The following is a 21,955-nucleotide window of genomic DNA, read 5'->3' as shown; positions in this document are numbered from 1 at the left end:
ACTCCTCAGCGGTCGGCGCTCACGCAGCCCGGATCCGGCACAGGGAGACCTTGCTCTCCTGCATCTGCGTCACCGAGTCGTAGCCGTAGGTCATGGCCGTGTTGGCCGCCTCGCCGAGCACGTAGGGGTCGGCGCCCGGAGGGTACTTGGCGCGCAGGTCCTCGCCCTGGAAATGGCCGGCGAAGTGGAACGGGAGGAACGCCACCCCCGGCGCCACCCGCCGCGTCACCAGGGCCATGACCTTGATCCGCCCCTCCGGGGTCTCCACCCAGACCTGCTGCCCGTCGCGGATGCCGTTGTTGTTGGCGTCCACCGGGTGGATCTCCACGAACATGTGCTGCTGCAGCTCGGCAAGCCACGGGTTGGAGCGCGACTCGTCGCCGCCGCCCTCGTACTCCACCAGCCGCCCGCTGGTGAGGATGATGGGGAAGTCCCTGGAGAAGTCGGTCTCCTGGATCGAGCGGTAGCGCGTCGGCAGGCGGTAGAACCGCTTGCGGTCCTCGTAGGTGGGGTACTTCGCCACCAGGTCGCGCCGCGGGGTGTAGAGGGGCTCGCGGTGCACCGGGATGGGATCGGGGAAGTTCCATACCTCGCAGCGCGCCTTGGCATTGCCGAAGGGGGCGCAGCCGTGCTGGATGGCCACCCGCTGGATGCCGCCGGAGAGGTCGGTCTTCCAGTTCCTGCCCTCGGCCGCATTCTTCTCCTCGGGCGTGAGGTCGTCCCACCACCCGAGCTGCTTGAGCAGCTTGTCGGTGAACTCCGGGTAGCCGTCGCGGATCTCGGAGCCGACGCTGTAGACCCCGTCGGCAAGCAGCGAGACCCCGTTGCGCTCCACCCCGAAGCGGGCGCGGAAGGTCAGCCCGCCCTTGGCCACCGGCTTGCTCATGTCGTAGAGGATCGGCGTGCCGGGATGGCCCAGCTCGGGCGTGCCCCAGCACGGCCACGGCAGGCCGTAGTACTCGCCGTTGCAGGGGCCGCCCTCGGCCTGGAGCGTGGTGTAGTTGAAGGTGCCCCAGTTGCGCTGCTGCCGCTTCAGCCGCTCCGGGCTCTGCCCGGTGTAGCCGATGGTCCACATGCCGCGGTTGAGCTCGCGCAGGATGTCCTCCACCAGCGGCTCGTCGTTGCGGACCTCGATGTGCTTGGTCAGCTCCGCGGCGAAGCCGAGCTTCTTCGCCAGCTTGTACATGATGGTGTGGTCGGGCAGCGACTCGAACATGGGCTCGATGACGCGGTCGCGCCACTGCAGCGAGCGGTTCGAGGCCGTCACCGAGCCGTAGGTCTCGAACTGGGTCGCCGCCGGCAGCAGGTAGATCCCGTCCTTGCGGTCGGGCAGCACCGCAGTGAAGGTCGGATAGGGGTCGACCACGACGATGAGGTCGAGCCGCTCCATCGCCTTCTTCATCTCGACGCCGCGGGTCTGGCTGTTGGGGGCGTGGCCCCAGAAGATCATCGCCCGGATGTTGTCCCTCTGGCCGATGTTCTCCTTGTCCTCGAGCACGCCGTCGATCCAGCGCGAGACCGGGATGCCCTTGTAGAACATGGGCTTGACCGGCTTGCCGTTGTCGCCCGCATACTCGTTCTGGTCGAAGCGGGCGGCGATCCAGTCGAAGTCCAGGTCCCAGACCCGCGCCCAGTGCCGCCACGCCCCCTCTGAGAGGCCGTAGTAGCCGGGCAGGGTATGGCTGAGCACGCCGAGATCGGTGGCGCCCTGGACGTTGTCGTGGCCGCGGAAGATGTTGGCGCCGCCGCCCGCCGTGCCCATGTTGCCCAGCGCGAGCTGGAGGATGCAGTAGGCGCGGGTGTTGTTGTTGCCGATGGTGTGCTGGGTGCCGCCCATGCACCAGACGATGGTCCCCGGGCGGTTGTCGGCGAGCATCTTGGCGACCCGGCGCATCTGCTGCTCGGAGACGCCGACGACGTTCTCCACCTCGCGCGGGTGCCACTTCTTCACCTCGGCCCGCACCTTGTCCATGCCGTAGACGCGGGTGCGGATGAACTCCCGGTCCTCCCAGCCGTTCTCGAAGATGTGCCAGAGCAGCCCCCAGATGAAGGGCACGTCGGTGCCGGGACGGATGCGCACGTACTCGGTCGCCTTGGCCGCGGTGCGCGTGTAGCGCGGGTCCACCACGATGATGGCGGCGTTGTTGCGCTCCTTGGCGCGCAGGATGTGCTGCAGCGCCACGGGGTGGGCCTCGGCCGGGTTGGATCCGATCAGGAGCACCGCGCGCGAGTTGTGGATGTCGTTGTAGGAGTTGGTCATCGCGCCGTAGCCCCAGGTGTTGGCCACGCCCGCGACGGTGGTGGAATGGCAGATGCGTGCCTGGTGATCGACGTTGTTGGTTCCCCACAGCGCGGCCATCTTGCGGAAGAGGTAGGCCTGCTCGTTGCTGTGCTTGGCCGAGCCCAGCCAGTAGACGGCATCGGGTCCGGACTGCTGGCGGATCGCGAGCAGCCGCTCGCCCACCTCGTCGATGGCCTGCTCCCAGGAGATGCGCTTCCACTTGCCGTTCTCGAGCTTCATCGGATACTTGAGCCGGCGCTCGCCGATGCCGTGCTCGCGTACCGAGGCACCCTTGGCGCAGTGCGCGCCGCGGTTGAAGGGGTGGTCGAAGGCGGGCTCCTGGCCCACCCAGACGCCGTTCTGCACCTCGGCGATGATCCCGCAGCCCACCGAGCAGTGGGTGCAGACGGTGCGCACCGTCTCCACCTTGGCCCCGCCCTCGGCGGCCTCGGCGCGCCGCATCATCGCCCCCGGCGCGAGGCCGGCGAGGGCGGCGCCTCCCGCCGCCAGCCCCGAGGTCTTGAGGAAGGTGCGCCGGTCCATGCCGCCCGTCGCCGCCGAAGCGCCCGTCTTCTTGATCAGTCTCATGGCCCTCGCCTCGTCGCTGGGGACCGCGTCAGATGCGCGCGGTCTCGTAGTAGGTCCGCACGTGCTCGGTCTCGCGGTAGCCCGCGCCGCGCGCCGGTCGCGCCGCCTGCACCCCCGAGCCGGGCGGCACGAGGGCGGCCTGGGCGACGCGCACCGCCGCCACCGCGCCGGCCCCCGCCGCCATGCCCTTGAGGAACTCGCGCCGCGTCCTGCCGTCCCGCCTCTCTTCGCTGCTCATGGTCTCGCTCCTCCTTCCGCCCGCCGCGCGGGCGCGGTCACGACACGAGCGCCAGGTAGCGCTCCTCCAGCTCGAGAAAGCACCTGCCGAGCTCCCCGGCGGCGCGGTAGAGGCGCGCCGAGGGGGCCTGCCGCAGGTCGTCGAAGAGCCGTCCCATCCACGGCCCGATGTGGGCGTCGAAGAAGCGCCGCTGGGTCGCCTCGTCGGCGCCGTCGGCGATGAGCAGGGCCATGGTCTCGCACAGGGCCGCGGCATGGTCCTCCGGCTCGCGCACCTCCTCGCGGCGGGCGTAGCCGAGCCGGGCGAGGTCCTCGCGCAGCCGCGCCAGCGGCCGCTCCATCAGGGCGCCCGTGAGGTACCAGGAGGCGAAGGGCAGCACCTCGCCGCGGCCGAGGCCGATGAAGAGGGCGTGGTACTCCTCCTCGGCCGCCTCCGGATCGGTCGCCCGCGCCGCCGCCGCCAGCGCCTCCCAGGCCCGCGCCAGGGCGTCCTCCCCGGCCCCGCCGGCGCCACCGAGGCGCGCCAGCAGAGCCGCCTCCGGCGGGCGGGCAAGGAGCAGACCCAGCAGCCCCCAGGTCGCGCCGCGCAGCCGCGCCGCCTCGTCCATCGGCATCCCCGGCTCCCCCCGCGCCTCCATGGCTCAGCCCTCCAGCCGCCGCAGCTGCGCCTCCAGGGGCAGCGCGGCACTCCGTTCCAGCTCCTCGCGCGTGATGTCGCGCACGCGGCAGTCCTCGCACATCTCGAGCCTGCGGCCGGCGGCGCCCGCGAACATGGGATGGCCTGCGACCCGCTCGCGGATGCGGGCGATGACGCTCGCGGTGGCGAAGGGCTTGCCGCAGACGACACAGCAGAAGGGGGCCTCCTCGTGGAGCACGCGGGGCGCGTTGCACGCCGCCGGGTCGTAGAGGTAGCGCGCCCGCAGGGTGATCGCCTGCTCCGGGCAGGCGCCGGCGCAGATCCCGCACTGCACGCAATTGGCCTCGATGAAGCGCAGCACCGGGGTGTCGCCGCCGGCGACGAGGGCCGAGGTGGGGCAGACCGAGGTGCAGGCCATGCACAGCGTGCAGCGCCCCCGATCCACCCGGACCTCGCCGAAGGGGGCGTGGGCCGGCAGCACCGCCTCCGCCTCCCCCGGCGGCACCTGCACCCGCAGGTGGTCCACGGCGAGACGCAGCGCGGTGCGCTTGTCCTCCACCGCGGCGTAGGCCGCGGGGGCGAGCGCGGGCAGCACCGGGTCGGTGAGCGCGGCGGCCTCGGCCGCGCCCTCCAGCAGGCCGACCCGTTCCTCGCCGAGGCCGAGCCCGGCGAGGATCGCCGCCGCCACCGCCACCTCCCGGCGCAGCGCGTCGCGCACCGGCGCCGGGGCGCCCTCGGGCAGGGCCAGTGCGACCTGGCCTGCGCCGTAGGCGAGCGCGGCTAGCCAGGTCTCCATCCCCACCGCCCCCACCTCCTCCACCGGCAGCGGCAGCACGTGCGGCGGCAGCGCCTCGGCCTGCGGGGCCTCGCCCTCGGCCACCACGAGCAGCGTCGGGGCGACGCCGCCGGCCTCGCGGTGAGCCTTGAGCATGCGCCGGATCGCCTCGCGCAGCTCCTCGCTGCGGGGGCTCTCGTGGCGGATCGCGCCCCCCGGGCAGACGGCGGCGCAGGCGCCGGCGCCCTGGCAGCGGTAGGGATCGATGTCGACGCGCTCGGCGAGATCGGCGATGGCCCCCGTGGGGCAGGCCTCGAGGCAGCGCGTGCAGCCGCTCTGGCCGCTGCGGCCCCGGGCGCAGCGGTCCGGGTCGTAGAGGGTGTAGACCGGCTTCTCGAACGTGCCCACGAGCTCCGCCAGCGCCTGCACCGCATCGGCGAGGGCGGCCCCGTCCCCCGGGGGCAGGTGCCGGTAGCCCGGCGGCGGCAGCGGGTCGGAGACGCCGGGCCGCGCCTGGCGGTCGAGCACCAGATCCGCGCCCCCGTCGAGGCCCAGCTCGGCGGCGAGGTCGCGCCCCTCGGGCTCGGCGACGAGGGCGAAGCGCCCCAGGTGCCCCACCACCCGGACCCGCCCCGCCCGCGCGGCGTGCACCCCGGCGGGCGGTGTCCCCTCGGTGCACACGGCGCGCACCGCAAGGTCCGGCGCCGTCGCCGCCCAGACCCGGCAGACCTCGGCCACGGCCTCGCCCGGGCCGATCACCACCAGACGGCCGCGGCTCGTGTACGCCACCGTCGCAGGCGGCCGCGTCCCCGCCTGCGCCCATGCCGCAAGCGCCGCCTCGCGCGCCGCGCGCTGCACGGCCGGCTCGGGAAGCGCCACCGCCGGGGTCGCATCCGTCATGCCGCCCCCTCCCCCGCTCCGCCGCCCGGCGGCGCATCGGCCTGCCCCGCCCGAAGGGGCCCCTCCTCCTGCGCCACCGGCTCCGCCGCCTCCCGCCGCCGCACCGGTCCGGCGTCGTCGGCCGCCTGCCTCCCGTCGCCGCCGAGGCGCGCCAGCATGTGGCGCATCTCGTGGGTGACGAGCTCGCCCAGCGGGTCGAAGCCGGTGAAGTCCTCGCAGTAGTCGTCGAGGCCGTCGGCGACCTGGAACTGGGGCAGGTGGAAGAGACGGCGCAGGGCGCGGCGGCGCAGCGCCTCGCTCACCCGCGGCGAGAGGTAGTCGCGGAAGCGCTCCGAGTCCGGCGGCAGCGTCTCGGGGTCGGGAAGCTCCGTATCCGTCGGGGCCGGCCGCCTCGGCGCCTCCGCCGGCGGCGAGGCAGGCTGCGGCGCCGCGCCCTGCCGCGCCGCGCGCTTGCGGCGCGCCCAGCGGTGCAGGAAGGTCTCGTCGCCGCCGACGGGCGCGCCCCGCCCGGGGGCGTTGCCGTTCGATCTCATCCGCGTTCCCCCGCGTGCCAGGGCCGACGCCGGCGCTTGGCGCGCGGCGCCGGCCGGTAGTGATCGAGGACGTAGCGTTCGAGGCGCGCGCCGATCTCGGCCGGCATGGGGACGGCGAACACCTCGGCCTCGGCCTCCAGGTAGGCGCCCGCCTCGTCCTGGCTCGCCGAGACCAGGATCGGGCGCAGCGGCGGCAGCGCCGCCTCGTCGAGGTGGCAGACCACGAACAGGCTCGGCTGCGGCGAGCGCAGGTTGTGGTCGTAGCTCTCGGCCTCGTCGACGTGGAGCTCCAGGGCGAGGCCGCACCAGAGCACCTGCGTCACCTGGCCGCTGCCCTCCTCGCGGACCGCCGCGTGCGGTCCGGGGGCGTCCCGGGTCGCGGCCTCGCCGGTGACCACCCCGGTGGCCTCCCAGGTCTCGGTGCGCCACGGGCCCCGCCCCACCTCGCGCCGGCGCATGAGCACCGCCACCGGCATCGCTCGCTGCTCGGCCGTCCCGGTCATGGGCCGCCTCCCGTCGTGGCTCTGCGAGGAGGAGGCGAGCAAGCGGCGTGCCAGCCGCGGGGGCGCGCCGGCGCGGGCGCCGCCGCGGGCCCGGTGGGTCAAGATGACCCGGTGGGCGCCGCGGGCGGGTCAGGATGTCCCGGCTGGCGGTCCCGTCGTCCTCTGGGCTATGCTCGCCCCACGGTCGGGAGAGCCGTCCGTTTCCGGCACGCCTCTTGCAGAAGGCGGCCCCGAGGAGGAGAGGAGCGCATGCGACTGCTGCCCCCAGACCAGCCCCTGCCGGAGCGGCTCGTGGACCGCTTCGGGCGGCACGTGACCTATCTGCGCATCTCGGTCACGGACCGCTGCAACTTCCGCTGCCTCTATTGCATGAGCGAGGAGATGACGTTCCTGCCGCGGGCGCAGGTGCTCACCCTCGAGGAGATCCGCGAGATCGCCGCCGCCTTCGCCGAGCTCGGCGTGCGCAAGATCCGCATCACCGGCGGCGAGCCCCTGATCCGGCGCAACATCCTGTGGCTGTTCGAGGAGCTGGGGGCGCTTCCCGGCCTGCGCGAGCTGGTGCTGACCACCAACGGCGCGCTGCTGGCGCAGTACGCCGAGGGGCTGCGCCGCGCCGGCGTGCGCCGCATCAACATCAGCCTCGACAGCCTCGACCCCGAGCGCTTCCGCCGCATCTCGCGCACCGGCCGGCTCGCCGACGTCCTCGACGGCGTCGAGGCCGCGCGCCGGGCCGGGTTCGAGCGCATCAAGCTCAACGCCGTGATCCTGCGCGGCTTCAACGAAGACGAGATCCCCGCGCTGGTCCGCTACGCCCTCGCGCGCGACCTCGACATCACCTTCATCGAGGAGATGCCGCTCGGCGAGGTGGACGGCCATGACCGCCTCGGCAGCTACTGCTCCAGCGACGAGGTGCGCGCCGAGATCGAGCGCCACTGGCGGCTCCTGCCCACCACCGAGACCACGGGCGGTCCGGCCCGCTACTGGCGCATCGACGGCACCGGCTGCCGCGTCGGCTTCATCTCGCCGCACAGCCACAACTTCTGCGCCACGTGCAACCGCGTCCGCCTCACCGCCGAGGGCCGGCTGCTGCTCTGCCTCGGCCAGGAGCACTCGGTGGACCTGCGCCACGTGGTGCGGGCCCACCCGGGGGATCGCGACATCCTCAAGCGCGCCATCGTCGCGGCCATGGACATCAAGCCCCAGGGGCACGAGTTCGACCTCGCGGCGCGTCCGGCGATCCTGCGCCACATGAACGTCACCGGGGGATGAGATGGGCGGGCGCTACCGGCCCGAGATGACGCGCGCGGGGCTCGCCCCCACCCACACCGTCACCGCCGTGGACGAGACCGGCGCCCGGCGCGAGGTGCGCATCGCCGGCGAGCGGCCCCTCACCCTCTACGTGGACAAGCGCGAGATCGTCACCCTCATGACCCTCGGGGCCCACCCCGAGGCGCTGGTTCTCGGCTACCTGCGCAACCAGGGCTTCGTCGAGGACCTCGAGGAGATCGTCGCCGTCCAGGTGGACTGGGACGTGGAGGCCGCGGTGGTGGTCACCCGCGGCGGCACCCGCGGCTGGGACGAGCGTCTCGCGCGGCGCACGGTCACCACCGGCTGCGGCCAGGGCACGGTCTTCGGCGACCTGCTGGCGCGGCTGCGCCCCGTGCCCGAGGTCACCGTGCGCCAGTCGCGCATCTACGCCCTGCTCGAGCGGCTCGCCGGCCACAACGAGGTCTACCGCTCCGCCGGCGCCGTCCACGGCTGCGCCCTCTGCCGCGACGACGAGATCCTGCTCTTCATCGAGGACGTGGGCCGGCACAACGCCGTCGACGCCATCGCCGGCCACATGTGGCTGGAGGGGATCGGCGGCGCCGACAAGGTCTTCTACACCACCGGCCGGCTGACCTCGGAGATGGTGATCAAGGTGGCCCAGATGGGCATCCCGGTGCTGCTGTCGCGCTCGGGGATCACCCAGATGGGCCTGGAGCTCGCCCGCCGCACCGGCGTCACCCTCATCGGGCGCGCCAAGGGGCGGCACTTCCTCGTCTACCACGGCGCCGAACGGGTGATCCTCGACGCCCCGCCGGCGCGGGCCCGCAGCGCCTGAGCCCCGCCGGGGTCAGGCCCCGGCCTGCGCCCGCGGCACCCGCCCCGCCCCGTCCGCGGCCGGGAGCCAGACCGAGAAGGTGCTGCCCTGGCCCGGCGCCGACGCCACCGTGATCCGCCCGCCGTAGTGGCGGACGATGCCGTAGCTGATGGACAGCCCCAGCCCCGTGCCGTCGCGCCGCGTGGTGAAGAAGGGGTCGAAGATGCGGCCGAGGTGCTCGGGGGCGATGCCCTCGCCGCTGTCGCGCACGTGGACCACGGCACCGGCGCCCTCGCCCGGACGCGCCCAGTCCTCGGTGGCCACCTCCAGCACCCCGCCGCCCGGCATCGAGCGCAGGGCGTTGACCAGGAGGTTGACCAGCACCTGCTGCAGCTCCTGGCGGTTGCAGGCCACCGGCCGCGCCGCCGCCAGCCGCTGCCGCATCTCGATCCCGGCGCGCGGGCCCGCGTGCCGGACCAGGGGCAGCGTCTCGCGCACCACCTCGTTGAGGTCGAGGGTCTCGGGCTCGCCCACCACGCCCGAGGGGCGGGCGTAGCGCAGGAGGTTGCCGACGATGCCCTGGATGCGCCGGGCCTGCTCGCCGATGAGATCGAGCTCGGTGCGCACCGGTGCCGACGCCTCGCCGAGCTCGGCGAGGGCGACCTCGAGGTTGCCGAGGATCACCGCCACGGGGTTGTTGATCTCGTGGGCGATGCCGGCGGTGAGCTCGCCCAGCGCCGCGAGCTTCTCGGCCACCACGAGCTGGCGCCGGGTCTCGGCGAGGAGGGCGACGGTGCGCTCGAGGCTCGCGTTCTTGGCCTCCAGCTCGCGGGTGCGCCGCGCCACCTCGCGCTCGAGGTGCTCGGCGGCGTGGGAGATCTGGCGGTTGCGGCTCTCGAGCTGGTCGAGCAGGCGGTCGAGCCGCCGCGCCAGCTCGCCGATCTCGTCGCGCGCCCGCACCGGGCCGATGCGCCGGTCCTCGCCGCGCGCGTGGGCCCGCACCACGTCCGCCATCACCTCGATGGGGCGGAAGATGCTGCGCGCCCCCACCACCGCCACCGTCACCGCCAGCAGCAGCATCCCGAGCACCGCGAGCGCGAGCCACGCCACCGCCTGCCGCCCCGCGGCGCGGTAGGGGGCCTCGAGAAACCCCGCGTAGAGCATGCCGACGCGGTTGCCGTAGACGTCGAAGAGCGGCTCGTAGCCCGAGATGTACCAGTCGTTGACCACGAAGGCACGGTCGATCCAGGTCGCTCCGAGCCCGAGCACGCGGTCGCGCACCGCCTGCGAGACGCGCGTGCCCAGGGCCCGCTGGCCCGGACGCAGGGGGACGTTGGTGCTGATGCGCACGTCGTCGAGGAACACCGTCACCGTGCCGAGGCTCCCCTCCGGGAGGCTGCCCGGGCCGTAGACCAGGTCGCGGATGGCATCGACGAAGGCGAAGTTGCCGTTGAGCAGCACGCCGCCGTCGAGCAGGGCCACCACGCGCCCCTCGGCGTCGCGCAGCGGCTGCACGACCCGCACCACCAGCCCCCGGTCCTCCACCGTGCGCTCGGTGGGCGCCGCCTGCGGCGTCGGCACCAGGGGCAGGCGCACGCGTTCGGCCAGCGCCGGGCGCTCGCGGGCGAGGTCGGCGGCATCGAAGACCTCGATCCCGACCCCCGGGCGGCCGGCACGGGCGGCGGCGAGCAACGGGCTCGGCCGGCTGCGGCCGATGCCCGCCTCGTCCTCCTCCAGCAGCCACCGCCCGAGCGGATCCGTCAGGTGCAGGAAGGCGAAGCCCGCACGCATCCGCACCTCGGCCAGATGCGCGCGCACCGCCGTCACGTCGCCGCCGCGGAAGGCCGAGAGGAAGCCGTACGAGGCGGCGAGGGCCGCGAGCTCGCGCAGGTAGTCGGCCTGGAGGCGGCGGAAGACGGCATCGGCCACCGCAAGGTCGGTGCGCACCCGCATGAAGAGCTGGTCGTAGCTGAAGCGCTGCCCCCAGTAGACCGCGAGCCCCAGCAGCAGCGGCATCACCGCCACCGGCAGCAGGACCAGCACCAGGAGCTTGCGCCGCAGCGACGAGGTGACCGAGACCAGCGCCCGGCGCAGCACGCTCAGGCCTCCGCCGCCCCCTCGCCGCGACGCCGCCAGGCGGCGAGCTTGCGCTCCAGGGTCTTGCGCGAGATCCCGAGGCGCCGCGCCGCCTCCGACTTGTTCCCCCCGGCGGCCTCGAGCACGTGCAGGATGTGGCGCCGCTCCACCTCGCGCAGGGGCAGGCCGGCGTCGTAGCCCCCCTCCCCGGTCTGCGCCGCGCCCGCGCCGAGGGCCTGCGCCGGCAGGGTCCCGAGGAGCAGGCAGCGCTCGATGAGGTTGCGCAGCTCGCGCACGTTGCCCGGCCAGTCGTGGCGCTGCAGGGCCTCGAGGTCGGCGGCCGCGAAGGGGATGGGGTCGAGGCCCAGCTCGGCCGCGAGCCGGCGCGAGAAGTGCTCGGCGAGCAGCGGGATGTCCTCGCGCCGCTCCCGCAGCGCGGGCAGGGTCAGGGCGACGACGTTGAGGCGGTAGTAGAGGTCCTCGCGGAAGCGTCCGCGGTGCACCTCCTCGGCGAGGTTGCGGTTGGTGGCGGCGACGATGCGCACGTCCACCGGCACCTCGCGGTCCGCCCCCACCGGGCGGATGCGCCGCTCCTCGATCGCCCGCAGGAGCTTGGCCTGCATCGCCAGCGGCATCTCGCCGATCTCGTCGAGGAAGAGGGTGCCGCGGTCGGCGACGCTGAAGAGGCCCTCGCGCGCCTCGTGGGCGCCGGTGAAGGCCCCCTTGGCGTGGCCGAAGAGCTCGCTCTCGAGCAGTTCGGAGGCGATGGAGCCGCAGTTGACGGGGACGAAGCCGCCGCGCCGCCCGCTGGCGCGGTGGATGGCCCGTGCCACCAGCTCCTTGCCCGTGCCCGACTCCCCCTGCAGCAGCACCGTGGCCGGCGTCGGCGCAATGCGACGCACCAGGGTGTCCAGCTCGCGCACGGCCCGGCTCGTCCCCACCAGCTCCTCGAGCGCCCCGCGCCCGCCCTCGCGGCGCAGGACGAAGTTCTCCCGCGCCAGGCGCCGCCGCTCCAGGCAGCGCTCCACCGCCGCCAGCACCTGCTCGATGCGGAAGGGCTTGAGGATGAAGTCGGCCGCCCCCGCCCGCAGCGCCCGCACCGCGGTGTCGAGGTCGGCGTAGGCGGTCATGAAGATGATGTCGGCGCGCACCCCCTGCGCCCGCAGGCTCTCCGCCCACTCCACCCCGGAGCGGCCGGGCAGGCGGATATCGGCGAGGATGACGTCGAAGTGGCTGCGCGCCCGCAGGGCCTCGCCCTCCTCGGCGTCCACCGCCGTCTCGACCCGCACGCTGTGCCGCTCGAGGGCGCGGCGCAGGAAGTTGCAGATCCCGGGCTCGTCGTCCACCACCAGCAGCGCCGGCGCGCCGGCGGCCGCGGGCTCCATCATGCTCGCCATGGCCTCCTCCATCCGTGACCCGCTGGGTCGTTCTGTCCCACCGGAGCGCCCCGGCGGCGGGTCGTTTTGACGCAGTATAGTCGGCGGCGGGCGGCCCCCGCCGGGCCGGCCGCCGGCACGGGCGGTGCGCAAGCAAGGGCCGTGCCGGGGCCGTGCTTGAACGCCACCGCCGTGGGGGCGGACAATCGGTGGGGATGCGAACAAATGGGACCGGGGGCGCGATGATGCACAGGAGATCGGAGACGCTGCACGGGGCGCGCGGGGCCGCGCGGCGCCTGCTCGCCTTGCTTGCCGCCGCGCTCCTGCCCGCCCTCGTGGCGGCGGCCCCGCCGGGCGGCGAGGTGGTGCGCCTCGCCACCACCACCAGCACCGAGAACTCCGGGCTGCTGCGGGCGATCCTGCCCGCCTTCCAGGGCCTGACCGGCTATCGCGTCGACGTCGTCGCGGTGGGCACGGGCAAGGCGCTGCGCATGGGCCGCGACGGCGACGTGGACGTGGTCCTGGTGCACGCCCCGCCGGCCGAGGCCCGCTTCGTGGAGGCCGGCTACGGCGTCAACCGACGCGCCGTGATGTATAACGACTTCGTCCTCGTGGGACCGGCGCGGGATCCTGCGCGGGTGCGAGGCCTCATGGATGCCGCCGAGGCCCTGCGCCGCATCGCCGCGGCCGGGGCGCCGTTCCTCTCCCGCGGGGACGACTCCGGCACCCACAAGAAGGAGCGCGCGCTGTGGCGCGCGGCCGCGGTGGCGCCGCAGGGGCGCTGGTACCGCGAGACCGGCCAGGGCATGGGCCGGACGCTGCAGATGGCCTCCGAGCTCGGCGCCTACACCCTCGTCGACCGCGGCACCTGGCTGTCCCAGAGGGCGCGCCTGGCCCTGGAGGTCCTCGTGGAGGGCGATGCGCGCCTGCGCAACCCCTACAGCGTCATCGCGGTCAATCCCGCGCGCTGGCGTGATGTCAACTATCTGGGGGCGATGGCCCTCATCGCCTGGCTCACCTCGCCCGAGGGGCAGGCCCGGATCGGCGCCTACCGCATCGGCGGCGAGGTCCTGTTCCACCCGGTGGCGGTGCCGCCGAAGGAGTAAGGCCCATGGAGGAGACGAGCCTCGCGCAGGCGAGCCTCGAGGCCCTGCGCATGCTGGTGACGGGGGATCCGGGGCTGTGGGAGATCATCGGCGTCTCCTTCTCCGTCTCCCTGCGCGCCATCGCCGTCGCCGCCCCGCCCGCGGTGCTGCTGGCCTTCCTCCTCGCCTACGCCCGCTTTCCCGGGCGGCGCCTGCTCATCACCCTCTTCAACACGATGCTGGCGCTGCCGGCGGTGGTGGTGGGGCTGACCCTCTATCTGCTGCTCTCCCGCGCCGGGCCGCTGGGCGAGTGGCGCCTGCTCTTCACCCAGACCGCGATGGTGATCGGCCAGGTCGTCCTCGCCTTCCCCATCGTCGTCGCCATGGGCCACGCCGCCATCCAGGCCGCCGACCGCCGCGCCTGGGAGACCGCCCTCACCCTCGGCGCACCGCCCTGGCGGGCGATGCTGACGGTGCTCGGCGAGGTCCGCTTCGCCCTCGTCGCCGCCGTGGTGGCCGCCTTCGGGCGCATCATCGCGGAGGTGGGCTCCTCCATCATGGTGGGCGGCAACATCCTCCATTACACTCGCAACATCCCGACGGCGATCGCGCTGGAGACCAGCAAGGGCGCCTTCGCCGAAGGCATCGCGCTGGGACTGGTGCTGATGGTGCTCGCCCTCTCCCTCAACCTCGCCGTCACCCGCCTCCAGGGGCACGGGGAGCTCGGCGCGTGAGCGGCCTGGAGCTGCGCGGCCTGCGCCTGCGCCTGCACGGGCGGCTGCTGCTCGACATCGAGCGGCTGCAGCTGGAGCGCGGCGCCTGTCTCTACCTGAGCGGCGCCAACGGCGCCGGCAAGACGACGCTGCTGCGCATCCTCGCGGGCCTCCTGCCCCCGGACGAGGGGCTGCTGCTGGCGGACGGGGCGTCGCTGCGCTGGCCGCGGGCGGCGGCGCGGCTGCGCCGCGACGTCGTCTACTGCCATCAGGCGCCCTATCTCTTCCGTGGCACCGTCGCCGACAACGTCGCCTACGGGCTGCGCCGGCAGGGGGTTCCCGCCCCCGAGGTGGCGGCGCGGGTGGCGGAGGCGCTGGCCTGGGCGGGCATCGCCCATCTCGCCGGGCGCGATGCGCGGCGCCTCTCCGGCGGCGAGCAGCAGCGCGTGGCCCTGACCCGCGCCCGCGTGCTCGCCCCGCGCTACCTCCTCCTCGACGAGCCCACCGCGAACCTCGACGGCGAGGCCCGCGAGCAGACCTACTTCCTGCTGCGCCGTCTCCGCTTGGAGGGCATCGGGCTCGTCGTCACCAGCCACGAGCCCCGCGCCGTGTCCCGGCTCGCCGACCGCCACCTGCTGCTGGAGGGCGGGCGGCTGCGGGAGCTGCCGCTGCAGGGCCCGCGCAGCGGACCGGGGCTGGCCCGTCCCGGGGGCGGTCCGTGAGCGCCGCCGGCGTCACCGGCGCCGTGCTCGCCGGCGGACGGGGGCGGCGCATGGGGGGGCGCGACAAGGGCCTCCTGGAGCTCGCCGGGCGCCCCCTCGCGGCCCACATCCTCGACGCCCTGCGCCCGCAGTGCGAGGCGCTGCTCATCAACGCCAACCGCAACCGCGAGGCCTACGAGGCCCTGGGTGTGCCGGTGGTGGGCGACGCCCTCGCGGGCTTCCAGGGGCCCCTCGCCGGCTTCGCCGCCGCCCTCGCGGCGGCGACCACGCCGCTGGTGGCCACCGTGCCCTGCGACTCGCCGCTGGTGCCGCCGGACCTCGTGGCCCGGCTGCGCGCCGCCCTCGAGGCGGCCGGGGCCGAGATCGCGGTGGCCCACGACGGGCGGCGCCTGCAGCCGGTGTTCGCCCTCCTGCGCCGCGAGCTCCTGCCGAGCCTCGAGGCCTATCTGGCCGCCGGCGACCGCAAGATCGACCTCTGGTATCCTCGCCACCGCACCGTCGAGGTGGACTTCTCCGACCGGCCCGAGGCCTTCATGAACGCCAACGAGCCCGAGCAGCTCGCCGAGCTCGCCGCCCGCGTGGGCGCGGGGGGGCGCCCGTGACCGCCCCCGTGCTCGGCATCGCCGCCTACAGCGGCACCGGCAAGACCACCCTGCTGGTGCGGCTGGTGCCGCTGCTCAAGCGTCGCGGCCTGCGCCTCGGCGTGGTCAAGCACGCCCACCACGACTTCGAGATCGACTATCCGGGCAAGGACAGCTACGAGGTGCGCAAGGCGGGGGCCGAGCAGGTGCTGGTGGCCTCGCGCCACCGCTGGGCCCTGGTCACGGAGATGGGCGACACCGGGGAGCCGCCCCTGGATGCGCTGCTCGAGCGCCTCGACCGCCACCGCCTCGACCTGGTCCTGGTGGAGGGGTTCAAGCACGGGCGCTTCCCCAAGATCGAGCTGCACCGCCCGGTCCTCGGGCGGCCGCTGCTCTGCCTCGAGGACGAGACCGTGATCGCGCTCGCCACCGACGCCCCCCCGCAGCGGGCGGTGCCGGTGCCGGTCCTGGACCTCAACCGCCCCGAGGCGATCGCCGAGTTCATCTGCGGGCGGTTCCTGCCGGATCCGAAGGCCATTCTTCAGGAAAGGCGTGCAACATCTTGAAAGAACGAATGGAGTGACCCCATGAGCGAGCATGCGACCGGATCGCACGACTGCTGTGCCGGGCCCGCGCCCGGCGGGCTGCTCCCGGTGGAGGAGGCCCGCCGGCGCATCCTCGAGCAGGTCACGCCGGTGACCACGGTGGAGCGGGTCGCCCTGCGCGACGCCCTCGGCCGCGTCGCCGCGCGCGACATCCTCTCCCCCATCGACGTGCCCGCCCACACCAACTCGGCCATGGACGGCTACGCCGTGCGCGGCGCAGACCTGCCCGCCGAGGGGGAGAGGGCCCTGCGCGTGGTGGGGACGGCGCTCGCCGGCGCCCCCTTCGACGGCGTCGTGGGTCCCGGCGAGGCGGTGCGGATCATGACCGGGGCGGTGATGCCCGAGGGCGCCGACACCGTGGTGATGCAGGAGGCGGTGCGGCGCGAGGGGGAGACGGTCATCCTCGGCCCCGGCCACGAGCCCGGCGAGAACGTCCGCCATGCCGGCGAGGACCTCGCCCGCGGCGGGGTCGTGATCGGCGCCGGCACCGTCTTCCGTCCCGCCGAGCTGGGGGTGGCCGCCTCGGTGGGCCTCGCCGAGGTGCCGGTGCTGCGGCGGGTGCGGGTGGCCTTCTTCTCCACCGGCGACGAGCTGCGCGGCATCGGCGAGCCGCTGGGCCTCGGCGACGTCTACGACAGCAACCGCTACAGCCTCTACGGCATGCTGCGCCGGCTGGGGGTGGAGCTGCTCGACCTCGGGGTCATCCGCGACGACCCCGAGGCCATGCGCGAGGCCTTCTCCGAGGCCGCCGCCCAGGCCGACGTGGTGATCACCTCCGGCGGCGTCTCCGTGGGCGAGGCCGACTACGTCAAGCAGACCCTGGACGCGCTGGGCGAGGTGCGCATGTGGCGCATCGCCATGAAGCCGGGCAAGCCCCTCGCCTTCGGACGCCTGGGCGGGGCCTGGTTCTTCGGCCTGCCCGGCAACCCGGTCTCGGTGATGGTGACCTTCTACCAGTTCGTGCAGCCGGCGCTCTGGCGCATGGCGGGGGCGCGGGTGACGCGGCCGCCGGAGCTGCGCGTGCCGTGCGTGTCGCGGCTGCGCAAGGGCCGCGGCCGCACCGAGTTCCAGCGCGGCATCCTCGAGACCGACGCCGAGGGGCGCTGGGTGGTGCGCAGCACCGGGCCCCAGGGCTCGGGGATTCTGAGCTCCATGGCCGCGGCCAACTGCTTCATCGTCCTGCCCGCGGGGAGCGAGGGCGTGGAGCCGGGCGACGAGGTCACGGTGCAGCCCTTCCACGGTCTGGTCTGACGGCGGCCCCGCCTGCGCCGCGGGGTGCAAGCGGCTACAATGCGCCCCCCATGGCCCGCGAGCACGTGAGCATCCTCGACCCGGTCCTGCCGCGCGGGTCCGCGGGGCGCGTCGTCTGGGGCGGCCTGCACGGCAGCGCCGCGGCACTCGCGCTCGCCTCGGCGGCCCGCCGGGCCGACGCCCCGCTGCTGGTGCTGGCGCCGGACGGTGCGGAGCTGCAGCGGCTCGAGGCCGAGCTCGCGGTCTTCTGCGACGCGTCGCTGCCGCTGCTGGTCTACCCGGACTGGGAGACCCTGCCCTACGACGCCTTCTCCCCGGCGCCGGAGGTGGTCTCGCGCCGGCTCGAGGTCCTCGCGAGGCTGCCCGGGCTCGGGCGCGGCATCGTCCTCGCCGGGCTGACGGCGGCCATCCTGCGCACCCCGCCGCCGGACTACGTCGCCGCCCACAGCCTGCTCGTGGAGACCGGACAGCGCCTGTCGCTGGGCGCGGCCAGGGCGCGGCTGGCCGCCGCGGGCTACCGCGTCGTGCCCCAGGTGACCGAGCACGGCGAGATGGCCGTGCGCGGCTCCATCCTCGACCTCTTCCCCATGGGCAGCGAGCTGCCCTATCGCATCGACCTCTTCGACGAGGAGATCGAGTCGATCCGCACCTTCGACCCCGACAGCCAGCGCTCGCTGGATCGGGTGGAGCGGGTGCGGCTGCTGCCGGCGCGGGAGTTCCCGGCCGACGACGTCGCCATCACGCGCTTCCGCCAGCGCCACCGCGCCCTCATCGACGCCGATCCCACCCGCAGCCGGGTCTACCGCGAGGTCAGCGCCGGGCGCCTGCCCCAGGGCATCGAGCACTACCTGCCCCTCTTCTTCGAGGAGACGGCGACCCTGTTCGACTATCTGCCGGCGGAGGCGCCGGTGGTCACGCCGGCGGGGCTCGCGGAGGCGGCCGACCGCCTCTGGGCCGACATCGGCGCCCGCCACGCGCTGCGTGCCGCCGACCCGGAGTGGCCGCCGCTCGCGCCGGAGCACCTCTACCTGAGCCCCGGCGGCCTCACCGCGCGGCTCGCGCTCCATCCGCGCATCGAGCTCGGCGGGCTCGCCGACGACGCCGTGCGCTTCGCCACGCGGCCGCCGCCCGCGGTGCGGCTCGAGCCGCGCGCCGCCGACCCCGCCCGCGCCCTGCGCGCCTTCCTCGAGGGCTTCCCCGGGCGGGTGCTCTTCGCCGCCGACTCGCCGGGCCGGCGCGAGGTGCTGCGGGCGCAGCTCCGCGGGCACGGGATCGAGACCGTGCCGGTGGACGGCTGGGCGGCGTTCCGCGACGGCGAGGTCCGTTGCGCGCTGGCGGTGGCGCCGCTGGAGGAGGGGCTGGTGGCGGACGAGCCCGCCCTCGCCGTGATCACGGAGCGGCAGCTCTTCGGCGAGCGGGCGGCGCAGCCGCGCCCCCGCCGGCGCCGCGCCGCGCGCGACCCCGAGGCGGTGGTGCGGGACCTGGCGGAGCTGCGCCCGGGCACCCCGGTGGTGCACGAGGACCACGGTGTCGGCCGCTATCAGGGGCTCGAGCGGATGCAGGCCGGCGGCATCGAGGGCGAGTACCTGGTCATCGAGTACGCCGGCGGCGACCGCCTCTACGTCCCCGTCACCTCGCTGCACCTGGTCAGCCGCTACACCGGCGCGGCGCCGGAGAACGCGCCCCTGCACCGGCTCGGCGGCGAGCAGTGGAAACGGGCGCGGCGGCGGGCGGCGCAGAAGGTGCGCGACGTCGCCGCCGAGCTGCTCGAGATCTACGCCCGGCGCGCCGCCAGCGAGATCCCCCCGGTGACCGACCCGGGACCCGACTACGCCGCCTTCTGCGCCGCCTTCCCCTTCGAGGAGACGCCGGACCAGGCGGCGGCGATCGACGCGGTGCTCGCCGACCTGCGCTCGCCCACCCCCATGGACCGGGTGGTCTGCGGCGACGTGGGCTTCGGCAAGACCGAGGTCGCCATGCGCGCCGCTTTCGTCGCCGTGCAGGCGGGGCGGCAGGTGGCGATGCTGGTGCCGACGACCCTGCTGGCCCAGCAGCACTACCTCAACTTCTGCGACCGCTTCGCCGACTGGCCGGTGCGCATCGAGGTGCTGTCGCGCTTCCGCAGCGGCCGCGAAACCGCGCGGGTGCTGGATGCGCTGGCCGAGGGCCGGGTGGACATCGTCATCGGCACCCACAAGCTGCTCGAGCGCAGCGTCCGCTTCCGCAACCTCGGCCTCGTCATCATCGACGAGGAGCACCGCTTCGGCGTGCGTCAGAAGGAGCGCTTCAAGGCCCTGCGCGCCGAGGTGGACGTGCTCACGCTCACGGCGACGCCGATCCCGCGCACCCTCAACCTCGCCCTCTCGGGGCTGCGCGACCTCTCCATCATCACCACCCCGCCGGTGAACCGGCTCGCGGTGCAGACCTTCGTCACCGAGTGGAAGGACACCCTCGTCGCCGAGGCGATCCGCCGCGAGCTCCACCGCGGCGGCCAGGTCTACTTCGTCCACAACCGCGTCGAGAGCATCGAGGGGGTGGCCCGGCGGGTCCAGGCCCTGGTGCCCGAGGCGAGGCTGCGCATCGCCCACGGGCAGATGCGCGAGCGTGAGCTCGAGACCATCATGGTGGACTTCCACCACCACCGCTTCGACGTCCTGGTCTGCACCACCATCATCGAGAGCGGCATCGACATCCCGCGCGCCAACACCATCCTCATCGACCGTGCCGACCGCCTCGGCCTGGCGCAGCTGCACCAGCTGCGCGGCCGCGTCGGCCGCTCCCACCACCGCGCCTACGCCTACCTGCTGGTGCCGCCGCGCGCGGCCATGACCGCCGACGCGGTCAAGCGCCTGGAGGCCATCGAGTCGCTGGAGGCGCTGGGCTCGGGCTTCCTCCTCGCCAACCACGACCTGGAGATCCGCGGCGCCGGAGAGCTCCTGGGCGAGGAGCAGAGCGGCCAGATCCAGGAGGTGGGCTACAGCCTCTACATGGACATGCTGGCGCGCGCCGTCGCCGCCCTCAAGGCCGGCCGCGAGCCCGAGCTGCTGGAGGGGGGCGGCCGCGGCCCCGAGGTGGAGCTGCGCGTGCCGGCGGTGATCCCGGAGGACTACCTCCCCGACGTCCACACCCGCCTCGTCCTCTACAAGCGCATCGCCGGCGCCGCCGACGAGGCGGCCCTGCACGCCCTGGAGGTGGAGATGGTGGACCGCTTCGGGCTGCTGCCGCCCGAGGTCAAGAACCTCTTCCGCCTGACGCGGCTGCGCCGCCGCGCCGAGGCCATGGGCATCGCCCGCATCGAGGCCGGCCCCCGCGGCGGGCGCATCGAGTTCGGTCCCGCGCCGCGCATCGACCCCCTGAAGCTGGTCCAGCTGGTGCAGGGCGAACCCGGCCGCTACCGCCTGGAGGGGCAGGAGCGGCTGCGCTTCCAGGCCGAGCTGCCCGACCCCGAGGCGCGCTTCGCCCTGGTGGAGTCGCTGCTGGGGCGGCTCGCCCTCGCGGAGGCGGCCTGATGCGCGCGGCCCTCGCCCTCCTGTTCGCGCTTGCGCTGGCGCCCGCGGCACCGGCCCAGGAGGTCCCCACCGAGCGGTGGTACCAGGTGGAGGTGGTGGTCTTCGCCCGCGACCGCATCGAGGGCGGCGAGCGCTGGGCGGCCGATCCGGGGATGCCCGATCTCGACGGCGCCCGCAGCGTGCCCGAGGGGGCGCCGCCCGCGGCCGAGGACGGCGCCGGCGTGCCCGAGGCGGCACCCCCCGCGGCGGGGGATGGCGCGCCGGTGGATCTCGAACCCCTGCCCGGCGACGGCCTCGCCCTCGCCCCTCTGGCCGCGCGCCTGGCAGCGGCCCCGGGCTACCGCGTCCTCCTCCACACCGGCTGGGCGCAGCGGCGCGAGGTCACGGACCCCGTGCGCATCGCCTGGCCGCCGCCCGCGGCCCCGGAGGCGCCGGCCGAGGCGCTCGCGCAGGCGGCCCCGGGCGGTCCCGCCACGGGCGAGGCGGCGGCGGAGTCCGTCGCCGGGGACGGCCCCGAGCTCCTCGGCACGGTGCGCATCGACGCCACCGGCCTCTACCTCGTCGCCGGCGTGGACCTCCTCCTCACCGAGCCGGTCCCGGCGCAGCCCCTGCTGCCGCCCCTCGCCGCCGACGACCCCCTCGCCGGGCTCCTCGCGGTGCCGGCGCGGGAGCGCATGCGCATCCGCGAGGCACGGCGCGTGCGCATCGGCGAGCTGCACTACTTCGACCACCCCCGCTTCGGGATCCTGCTCCAGGTCCGCGCCGAGGACCGCCCCCTGCCGCCCCCGGAGGTCCCGGCGGCGGGCGCCGTCAGCCCTCCTCCGGCGCCTCCATCGCGCTGAGGAAGCCGTCCGGCAGGCGCCCGGCCTCGTCCAGGGCGGGATAGGGACGCCCGGTGCGCCGGCACCAGGCCGCCACCTGCGGATAGGCCCACTCCACCAGGAGGCGCTGATGCAGCGCGGGATCGAGCCGGGGGGCGTCGTAGAGACCCGCCGCCTCGCGCTGGCGCAGGGCCTCGTAGAGGATCACCGCGGTGGCCACGGAGACGTTGAGGGAGGCGGCCATGCCGTGGAGGGGGATGACGATGCGCCCGTCGGCCCCGCGCGAGGCCTCCTCGGAGATGCCGTCGAGCTCGGCCCCCACCACGATCGCGGTGGGCCGGGTGTAGTCCACCTCGCGGTAGTCGCGCGCATCCGCCGAGAGATCGGCGGCGAGGATGGCGAAGCCTGCGCCGCGCAGCGCCGCGTAGGCCTCGGCCACGCTGCGGTGGCTGCGTACCGGCACCCACTTGTGGGTGCCCATGGCCACCTTGCGGCTGAGGCTGACCGGGCCCTCGCGGCAGATGGCGTGCACCTCGAGGACGCCGACGGCGTCGCAGGTGCGCGCGATGGCGGCGAGGTTGTGGGGCTTGTGGACGTTGTCCATGACCACCGTGAGGTCCGGCTGGCGCCGGGCCAGGACCTCGCGGATGCGCGCCAGGCGCCGCTCGGTGGGCACGGG

The 21,955-nt window shown here is 74.7% G+C and carries 19 protein-coding genes; 10 read left to right on the top strand and 9 right to left on the bottom strand.

The features are described 5' to 3' along the window. Positions 1 to 19: 19 nt before the first annotated feature. From EDC57_RS07635 to EDC57_RS07610, 6 genes are read right to left on the bottom strand one after another with little or no spacing between them, the layout of a single operon-like run. Positions 20 to 2,869, bottom strand: a complete 2,850-nt coding sequence (locus EDC57_RS07635; protein ID WP_123401281.1) for a formate dehydrogenase subunit alpha — start codon at positions 2,867 to 2,869, stop codon at positions 20 to 22. Between the two features lie 28 nt (positions 2,870 to 2,897). Then, positions 2,898 to 3,107, bottom strand: a complete 210-nt coding sequence (locus EDC57_RS07630; protein ID WP_123401280.1) for a twin-arginine translocation signal domain-containing protein — start codon at positions 3,105 to 3,107, stop codon at positions 2,898 to 2,900. Positions 3,108 to 3,144: 37 nt separating this feature from the next. Continuing rightward, on the bottom strand, positions 3,145 to 3,744 hold the full coding sequence (locus tag EDC57_RS07625) for a TorD/DmsD family molecular chaperone (protein WP_211331927.1): 600 nt from the start codon (positions 3,742 to 3,744) through the stop codon (positions 3,145 to 3,147). A gap of 3 nt (positions 3,745 to 3,747) precedes the next feature. Beyond that, positions 3,748 to 5,418 (bottom strand): 4Fe-4S dicluster domain-containing protein, encoded by a 1,671-nt coding sequence (locus EDC57_RS07620; RefSeq protein ID WP_123401279.1) that lies wholly within the window; start codon positions 5,416 to 5,418, stop codon positions 3,748 to 3,750. Then, positions 5,415 to 5,951 carry a DUF3306 domain-containing protein gene (locus EDC57_RS07615; protein WP_123401278.1) on the bottom strand — a complete coding sequence of 179 codons (537 nt, stop codon included), beginning with the start codon at positions 5,949 to 5,951 and terminating at the stop codon, positions 5,415 to 5,417. The genes EDC57_RS07620 and EDC57_RS07615 overlap by 4 nt, the downstream gene beginning before the upstream one ends. Next, the gene (locus EDC57_RS07610) at positions 5,948 to 6,454 is read right to left on the bottom strand and encodes a DUF3305 domain-containing protein (protein ID WP_123401277.1); all 507 of its coding nucleotides are present in this window, start codon (positions 6,452 to 6,454) and stop codon (positions 5,948 to 5,950) included. Before EDC57_RS07610 ends, EDC57_RS07615 begins: the two co-directional genes overlap by 4 nt. A gap of 249 nt (positions 6,455 to 6,703) precedes the next feature. Between EDC57_RS07610 and moaA the strand changes: the two genes are divergently transcribed. Together moaA and fdhD are read left to right on the top strand one after the other, a co-directional pair. Next, positions 6,704 to 7,723 carry a GTP 3',8-cyclase MoaA gene (gene moaA / locus EDC57_RS07605; RefSeq protein ID WP_123401276.1) on the top strand — a complete coding sequence of 340 codons (1,020 nt, stop codon included), beginning with the start codon at positions 6,704 to 6,706 and terminating at the stop codon, positions 7,721 to 7,723. 1 nt (position 7,724) lies between these two features. After that, on the top strand, positions 7,725 to 8,558 hold the full coding sequence (gene fdhD / locus EDC57_RS07600; protein WP_123401275.1) for a formate dehydrogenase accessory sulfurtransferase FdhD: 834 nt from the start codon (positions 7,725 to 7,727) through the stop codon (positions 8,556 to 8,558). 12 nt (positions 8,559 to 8,570) lie between these two features. Here fdhD and EDC57_RS07595 read toward each other — a convergent pair whose 3' ends face one another. Both EDC57_RS07595 and EDC57_RS07590 read right to left on the bottom strand, forming a co-directional pair. Beyond that, positions 8,571 to 10,634, bottom strand: coding sequence for a cache domain-containing protein (locus EDC57_RS07595; RefSeq protein ID WP_211331926.1), 2,064 nt, complete (start codon positions 10,632 to 10,634; stop codon positions 8,571 to 8,573). Positions 10,635 to 10,636: 2 nt separating this feature from the next. Next, positions 10,637 to 12,010 carry a sigma-54-dependent transcriptional regulator gene (locus EDC57_RS07590; protein ID WP_245995175.1) on the bottom strand — a complete coding sequence of 458 codons (1,374 nt, stop codon included), beginning with the start codon at positions 12,008 to 12,010 and terminating at the stop codon, positions 10,637 to 10,639. A gap of 224 nt (positions 12,011 to 12,234) precedes the next feature. Here EDC57_RS07590 and EDC57_RS07585 point away from each other — a divergent pair, with 224 nt between their 5' ends. From EDC57_RS07585 to EDC57_RS07550, 8 genes are read left to right on the top strand one after another with little or no spacing between them, the layout of a single operon-like run. Next, entirely contained in the window at positions 12,235 to 13,095 is an 861-nt protein-coding gene (locus tag EDC57_RS07585) for an ABC transporter substrate-binding protein (protein WP_123401850.1), read from the top strand. Positions 13,096 to 13,100: 5 nt separating this feature from the next. Then, positions 13,101 to 13,808, top strand: coding sequence for an ABC transporter permease (locus EDC57_RS07580; RefSeq protein ID WP_123401274.1), 708 nt, complete (start codon positions 13,101 to 13,103; stop codon positions 13,806 to 13,808). Then, a complete protein-coding gene (locus tag EDC57_RS07575) occupies positions 13,805 to 14,509 on the top strand; it encodes an energy-coupling factor ABC transporter ATP-binding protein (protein WP_123401273.1) in 705 nt (234 codons plus the stop codon). Before EDC57_RS07580 ends, EDC57_RS07575 begins: the two co-directional genes overlap by 4 nt. Further along, complete coding sequence (mobA, locus tag EDC57_RS07570) at positions 14,506 to 15,111, top strand: molybdenum cofactor guanylyltransferase MobA (protein WP_245995174.1); 606 nt, start codon at positions 14,506 to 14,508, stop codon at positions 15,109 to 15,111. Before EDC57_RS07575 ends, mobA begins: the two co-directional genes overlap by 4 nt. Continuing rightward, entirely contained in the window at positions 15,108 to 15,656 is a 549-nt protein-coding gene (gene mobB, locus EDC57_RS07565; RefSeq protein WP_123401272.1) for a molybdopterin-guanine dinucleotide biosynthesis protein MobB, read from the top strand. Before mobA ends, mobB begins: the two co-directional genes overlap by 4 nt. Before the next feature lie 21 nt (positions 15,657 to 15,677). Continuing rightward, entirely contained in the window at positions 15,678 to 16,946 is a 1,269-nt protein-coding gene (moeA, locus tag EDC57_RS07560; protein ID WP_123401271.1) for a molybdopterin molybdotransferase MoeA, read from the top strand. A gap of 50 nt (positions 16,947 to 16,996) precedes the next feature. Then, the gene (gene mfd / locus EDC57_RS07555) at positions 16,997 to 20,455 is read left to right on the top strand and encodes a transcription-repair coupling factor (protein ID WP_123401270.1); all 3,459 of its coding nucleotides are present in this window, start codon (positions 16,997 to 16,999) and stop codon (positions 20,453 to 20,455) included. After that, entirely contained in the window at positions 20,455 to 21,297 is an 843-nt protein-coding gene (locus EDC57_RS07550; protein ID WP_123401269.1) for a CsiV family protein, read from the top strand. Before mfd ends, EDC57_RS07550 begins: the two co-directional genes overlap by 1 nt. Here the strand turns inward: EDC57_RS07550 and trmH are convergent. Further along, positions 21,266 to 21,952 (bottom strand): tRNA (guanosine(18)-2'-O)-methyltransferase TrmH, encoded by a 687-nt coding sequence (trmH, locus tag EDC57_RS07545; protein WP_123401268.1) that lies wholly within the window; start codon positions 21,950 to 21,952, stop codon positions 21,266 to 21,268. The genes EDC57_RS07550 and trmH overlap by 32 nt on opposite strands. Positions 21,953 to 21,955 lie beyond the last annotated feature (3 nt).

Source organism: Inmirania thermothiophila (genome assembly GCF_003751635.1).
Classification (GTDB): Bacteria; Pseudomonadota; Gammaproteobacteria; order DSM-100275; family DSM-100275; genus Inmirania; species Inmirania thermothiophila.
The sequence above is the reverse complement of the archived record's forward strand: the minus strand, read 5'-3'. Positions and strand labels throughout refer to the sequence as shown.